This is a genomic window from Gilliamella sp. Fer4-1, assembly GCF_001690515.1.
In the GTDB taxonomy this organism is placed as follows: Bacteria; Pseudomonadota; Gammaproteobacteria; order Enterobacterales; family Orbaceae; genus Gilliamella; species Gilliamella apicola_C.
Map to the genome: position 1 here is coordinate 1 of NZ_LZGZ01000266.1, position 6,032 is coordinate 6,032.

The window sequence follows — 6,032 nt, forward strand, 5'->3', positions numbered from 1 at the left end:
CTTAATTTAATAATAAGGTTTTCCATGAGTCAGTCTGAGATTAACACCGAATGGCAGCCTAGTGCTCGACCATTAACTTGTCAGGATTTTAAAACGTTAGTTTTATCCTCTTTAGGTGGTACATTAGAATTTTATGATTTTGTTATCTATGCACTTTACATTGATACCATCGTCAAGCCACTCTTTTTACCGCATACACTTTCACCATTAACATTAGATTTGTTTGCTTGGGGTATTTTTGCTGCGGGTTATTTAGTTCGCCCTGTTGGCGGCATTATTATGGCTCACTTTGGTGATAAAGTTGGGCGTAAAAAAATGTTTACCTTAAGTGTTGCTATGATGGCCCTACCAACATTTATCATTGGTATATTGCCAACTTACGATATGATTGGCATTTTTGCACCACTATTATTGTTAGTAATGCGAATGCTACAAGGCGCTGCTATAGGTGGCGAAATGCCAGGCGCGTGGGTGTTTATTGCTGAACATGTGCCAAAGCAACGTTATGGACTTGGTGTAGGGACATTAACTTCTGGCATCACTGGTGGTATTTTGCTTGGGTTTATTGTAACTATTATTATTGATCTTTGTTTTACTAAACAAAATATTTTAGATTATGCTTGGCGTATTCCATTTATTATTGGTGGTATTTTTGGCATTATTTCAGTTTATTTAAGACGTTTTCTCTCTGAAACACCTATTTTTAAAGAATTAGCCGCCCGTAAAGCTATCGAAAAAAATATTCCTGTAGTTACAGTGCTACAGAAACACAAAACAGCATGTGTGATTGTTGCATTACTAACTTGGTCGTTATCAACAGCAATTATGGTGGGGATTTTAATTACTCCCGGACGTATTGTCGGTGGAATGTATCATTTTACTAACCTTGATTGGCGTGTTGGCGGTTGTATTGCAGCATTAACATTAACCATCGGCTGTGTTATTTCCGGTTGGCTAGAAGACAAGTTAGGTACCACTAAAACCGTTGTCATTACTTGGGGTGGATTGGCTATTACAAGCATCTACTTTTATAGCTCCTTAAGCCCAGAAATATCGTTAACTCAACTTTATTGGACATGGGCTGCGTTTGGTCTTTTCATTGGGGCTATCGCCATGACACCAATTATTGGAACGAGAACTTTTCCTCCAGCTATTCGCTATTCTGGCTTATCGTTTTCTTACAATTTAGCTTATGCACTATTTAGTGCCTTTACACCGACTTTAATAATTTATTTATTAAGCCCTGAACATTTATTAGGTCAGTATAGTTATCTTGGTGCAGGCCTTTATATCTCTTTTGTGGCATTAATTGCGATTGCTGTCGGTTTCTACCCACTTGCAAAACAGGGATGGAATAGTAACTCGGGTCATTAATCAGTAGCTACAACCAATAAAAAGCAGGGCTTTTACCCTGCTTTTTATTTTATTGTGTACTACACAATAACTGATACTATTAACGCATTGTGACAAACTCTTCAGCTGCGGTTGGGTGAATTGCCACGGTATTATCAAAGTCTTTTTTAGTAGCGCCCATTTTTAATGCCACTGCAAAACCTTGTAGTATTTCGTCCATACCATAACCAATGCCATGAATACCGACGATTTTTTCATCTTTACCTACACAAACTAGCTTCATGCGACATGGTTGGCGATGTTGAGTAACTGCGGTATACATTGCTGTAAATGTTGATTGATAAACTTTTACATTTTCAGAACCATATTGTTTTATTGCGCCTGGTTCTGTTAAGCCTATGGTACCAATTGCCGGATGAGTAAATACTACGGTTGGAATATTACTGTAATCTAAATGTTCATCAGGTTTATTGTTAAATAGCCTTTCTGATAAACGACGTCCAGCAGCAACCGCAACAGGGGTTAATGCTGTTGCGCCTGTATCATCACCGACTGAATAAACTCCTGATATATTAGTATTTTGGTATTTATCAACGATCACAAAACCTTTACTATCAACAGCAATGCCTGCTGCTTGTAAATTCATATCATGGGTCGCAGGTTCACGTCCAATGGCCCAAATTAAGCAATCGACGATATAGCTTTCGCCATTTTCAAGAGTTAATGTTAATGAGTTATCGCTATTTTTAGTGACTGATTTCGGAATGGCAAAAGTATGCAATTGTTGACCTTCTGTTGCGATCACTTCCATTAAGGTATCAATAATAAGTGGGTCAAACGATCGTAATGGCGTAGCGTTACGAATAAATTGGTGTGTTTGTGCACCCAGCGAATGTAATACGCTTGCAATTTCACAAGCAATATATCCAGCTCCAACAACGGCTACACGTTTGGGTAAGGTTTTTAGAGAAAAAAAGCCATCTGATGTAATACCATATTGAGCACCGGGAATATTCGGAATACTTGGTTTACCACCCACAGCAATCAAAATATGTTCAGCACTATAATGTTCACCATTGACTTCAACTGTATGAGCATCAACGAACTTAGCATAACCATGAATAACATCAACGTTATTGTTATTAAGGACACGATCATAAGATTGATGGATTCTATCAATATAAGCATTTCGACTTGCAATTAATTTGTCCCAGCTGAATTGATTAATGGTAGTATTAAAACCATAGTCAGGGCCATAATGGTTAATGGCTTCAGCAATTTGTGCACCATACCACATGACTTTTTTGGGCACACAACCAACATTGACACAGGTTCCACCCAATAATTTTGCTTCAATTAGTGCACACTTTTTTCCATAGGATGCCGCTCGGTTAACAGATGCAATCCCTCCACTACCACCACCGATAGCTATATAATCATAATGTTTGGTCATTAAATATCCTTAATACAATTTTCATTAGTTAGCTATTAGCTTTACATAAATCGCAAGATAAAAAAAGTATTAATTCTAAAATTTAATAATAGTTATTAACGATTGATCATACTAATAATTGTTAATATTTTATTAGTCAGTTACTAAAAATGGTGCTTAGCGTTAACACGTTTTTCCAAGAAATTCGTAAAATAGAATAATAAGCAAGTGTATTAATATCGGATTATAAATCTTATTAGCGGCACACTGAAGCAACCGATAAGATTTGTTAATTTAGCGATTTTTTATTGCATTAATAATATTGGTGGTTGAACAGCCATCTTCAAAATTGAGGACTTTAACTGTGCCGCCTGCTTCAATGACCTCTTTACCGCCGGCAATATTTTCGGGTTTATAATCACCACCTTTGACTAAGACATCAGGTAAGATACTTGCAATTAAACGTTGTGGTGTTTCTTCTTCAAACGGTACAACCCAGTCAACTGAATTAAGTGCACCAAGTACAATCATACGTTGCATTAGCGGATTAATGGGTCTGGATTCCCCTTTTAATTGTTTAACCGAAGCATCACTATTCACTGCTACAATTAAACGGTCACCTAGTTTACGCGCATTAGCAAGGTAAGAAACATGCCCTGCGTGTAAAATATCAAAACAACCATTGGTCATAACAATTTTTTCGCCACGCATACGCGCTTTTTTGATTTCTTCTTTAAGCTCTTCTTCTGTCATTACTCCAAAACCGTCATTGGCACGGGCTCGAATGGCATTACTCAATTCAACTTGTGAAACAGTTGAAGTACCTAGTTTACCAACAACCACACCCGCTGCGACATTTGCTAAGAAACAACTTTCTTCTAAAGATTGACCAGCAGCTAATGCTGCAGCTAATGTAGCGATTACTGTATCGCCAGCGCCTGTTACGTCAAAGACTTCTTTTGCTTGAGTTGGTAAGTGGTAAATTGGTTTATCTAACTGTAATAATGTCATGCCTTTTTCGCTACGTGTTACTAGTAAGGCTTTTAGATCATATTGTTTGATGAGTTGATAACCTTTTTCAACAATCTCTTCTTCAGTTTTACAATATCCGACTACTGCTTCAAATTCTGACATGTTTGGGGTTAACAATGTCGCCCCGCGGTAACGCTCAAAATCGGTTCCTTTTGGATCGACTAAGATAGGCACATTGGCATGATTAGCAAGCTTAATCATTGATTGAACAGCAGATAACGCACCTTTGGCATAATCCGATAGTACCAAAACTTTATGGGTCGTTAATGCTGTTTGAATACGCTCTAGAAGAGGCGTTGCATCAATATTGTTAAATCCTTCTTCAAAATCAATACGAATCAATTGTTGATTACGTGATAGAACGCGTAACTTTGTTATGGTTGGATGTGTTGATACAGAAACAAAATCGCATTGGACTTTATGTCCACTTAATTGTTCATTAAGAATTTTTGCTGGTTCATCTATGCCTGTTAGGCCAATTAGGCGTACATTACCGCAAAGAGAAGTAATATTCATAGCAACATTGGCAGCACCACCAGGTCGTTCTTCTAACGAGTCAATTTTAACTACCGGTACTGGCGCTTCGGGTGATATACGATTCGTTCCCCCATACCAATAGCGATCTAACATAATATCGCCCACCACTAATACATTGGCGCAATTAAAATCAGGTAATGATACTTTCATTATGACTCGTTATCCTTAGTTATTTTCAGTTTACTCATTCTATATTTGTTTATGTCTCATCAAAATCATGGCTGTTGTCATCTTCCATTTCGTCATTTTTGCGCGGTTGATAAAAACGGGCAAAAAAAGTGCCAATTTCAAATAGTAAACAAATGGGTACAGCTAATAGTATTTGTGAAAATACGTCTGGAGGGGTAACAAACATAGCAACAGCAAATACCCCAACAATAATATATGGTCGCTTGTTTCGTAAACTTTTTGGTGTAGTTATTCCTGTCCAACAAAGCAAAATAATAGCAACTGGCACTTCGAAAGCAAATCCAAAGACAATAAAGAGTGTCATTACAAAATCAAGATACTTGGTAATATCAGTATTAATCGCCACATCGATCGGTGCGGTATGGATAAAGAAGTAAAACGCTAATGGAAACACAGCGAAGTAAGCAAATGCTATACCAAGATAAAAAAGAATCGTGCTTGATACAATTAACGGCATAACCAGACGTTTCTCATGTTGATATAACGCTGGGGCAATAAATCCCCAAATTTGATATAGCACATAAGGAATTGAAATAAAGATCGCCACTACAACTGTTAACTTAATTGGTGTGAAAAATGGCGCTGCAATATCCGTTGCTATCATATTACTGCCTTGTGGCAATTGAATCATAAGCGGATTTGCCACAATATGATAAATATCATTGGAAAAATAAAGCAAGCAAATTAATACCAGCAAAATACAGATAATACACCGCAAAAGCCGTGTTCTAAGTTCAACAAGATGTCCAATTAATGGTTGAGTAACGTTGTCTGTCATGGTGTATTTTTATCTGTACGAGTTTCAGTATCAATTTTCGTGGCCGAATCGATTTCTTTTTGTAAGGGTTCAGTTACACGTTTTAAATCATCAATAGATTCTTGAATTTCGGGTGTAAGTGTTTTTAAACCACTTTGTTCGGCCTTTTTTAAGCTGGCTTGCAACTCTTGCAGTTTGAGCTCTTTATTCAGCTCTAATTGTACCATAGCAGACATTCGGCGTAGCACTTTTATCCACCCTGTAACTGTTTTTATCGCAATGGGTAGCCGTTCTGGCCCTAAAACCACCAGACCAATAATTAAAACTAATAATAATTGACCAAAACTAATATCAAACACGGTTTACTCTTTTTTGCTCTGATTATTAGCATCAGATGAATCGATATTTTCAGATTTTTTTGAATTATCAGCATCTTTTTTATCGTCATCATCATTCATTGCTTTCTTAAAACCTTTAATTGATTCGCCAAGATCGGAGCCCAATGAACGTAATTTTTTTGTTCCAAATAACAATACAACAACCGCAATTAATATTAAAAGTTGAGGTAAGCTTGGCATCATGATAATTATCTCCGATGAGGTAAATAACCAAATTATACACGCAAATTATAATATTCCCAAGACAATCAGCTTAATGTGAAACCAATATAATAATACATAAAGCACACACTAACCCCATCATTTTATATAGATTCCGTTCACGCTTTTTACT

The 6,032-nt window shown here is 36.9% G+C and carries 6 protein-coding genes; 1 reads left to right on the top strand and 5 read right to left on the bottom strand.

The window, feature by feature from the left end; genetic code table 11:
- Window positions 1–24 precede the first annotated feature (24 nt).
- Window positions 25–1,374: an MFS transporter gene (locus A9G30_RS09395; protein WP_065588781.1), complete on the top strand. Its 1,350-nt coding sequence runs from the start codon at window positions 25–27 to the stop codon at window positions 1,372–1,374.
- A 79-nt stretch (window positions 1,375–1,453) separates the two neighbouring features.
- On the opposite strand, the gene gorA is transcribed toward A9G30_RS09395, so the two are convergent.
- The 5 genes from gorA to tatA form a co-directional block, all read right to left on the bottom strand.
- Window positions 1,454–2,806, bottom strand: coding sequence for a glutathione-disulfide reductase (gene gorA / locus A9G30_RS09400; protein ID WP_065579595.1), 1,353 nt, complete (start codon window positions 2,804–2,806; stop codon window positions 1,454–1,456).
- Between the two features lie 273 nt (window positions 2,807–3,079).
- Window positions 3,080–4,504 (bottom strand): bifunctional D-glycero-beta-D-manno-heptose-7-phosphate kinase/D-glycero-beta-D-manno-heptose 1-phosphate adenylyltransferase HldE, encoded by a 1,425-nt coding sequence (gene hldE / locus A9G30_RS09405; protein ID WP_065588782.1) that lies wholly within the window; start codon window positions 4,502–4,504, stop codon window positions 3,080–3,082.
- Between the two features lie 49 nt (window positions 4,505–4,553).
- Entirely contained in the window at window positions 4,554–5,321 is a 768-nt protein-coding gene (gene tatC / locus A9G30_RS09410) for a twin-arginine translocase subunit TatC (protein ID WP_065588783.1), read from the bottom strand.
- Window positions 5,318–5,659 (bottom strand): Sec-independent protein translocase protein TatB, encoded by a 342-nt coding sequence (tatB, locus tag A9G30_RS09415; RefSeq protein ID WP_065588784.1) that lies wholly within the window; start codon window positions 5,657–5,659, stop codon window positions 5,318–5,320. Before tatB ends, tatC begins: the two co-directional genes overlap by 4 nt.
- Before the next feature lie 3 nt (window positions 5,660–5,662).
- Window positions 5,663–5,881, bottom strand: a complete 219-nt coding sequence (gene tatA, locus A9G30_RS09420; protein ID WP_065567679.1) for a twin-arginine translocase TatA/TatE family subunit — start codon at window positions 5,879–5,881, stop codon at window positions 5,663–5,665.
- Between the last annotated feature and the right edge of the window lie 151 nt (window positions 5,882–6,032).

What these genes read in the sequence shown, in the direction of transcription:
- gorA (WP_065579595.1), bottom strand. Translation starts at nt 2,806, where the DNA reads ATGACCAAACATTATGATTATATAGCTATCGGTGGTGGTAGTGGAGGG.
- tatC (WP_065588783.1), bottom strand. Translation starts at nt 5,321, where the DNA reads ATGACAGACAACGTTACTCAACCATTAATTGGACATCTTGTTGAACTT.
- A9G30_RS09395 (WP_065588781.1), top strand. Translation starts at nt 25, where the DNA reads ATGAGTCAGTCTGAGATTAACACCGAATGGCAGCCTAGTGCTCGACCA.
- hldE (WP_065588782.1), bottom strand. Translation starts at nt 4,504, where the DNA reads ATGAAAGTATCATTACCTGATTTTAATTGCGCCAATGTATTAGTGGTG.
- tatA (WP_065567679.1), bottom strand. Translation starts at nt 5,881, where the DNA reads ATGATGCCAAGCTTACCTCAACTTTTAATATTAATTGCGGTTGTTGTA.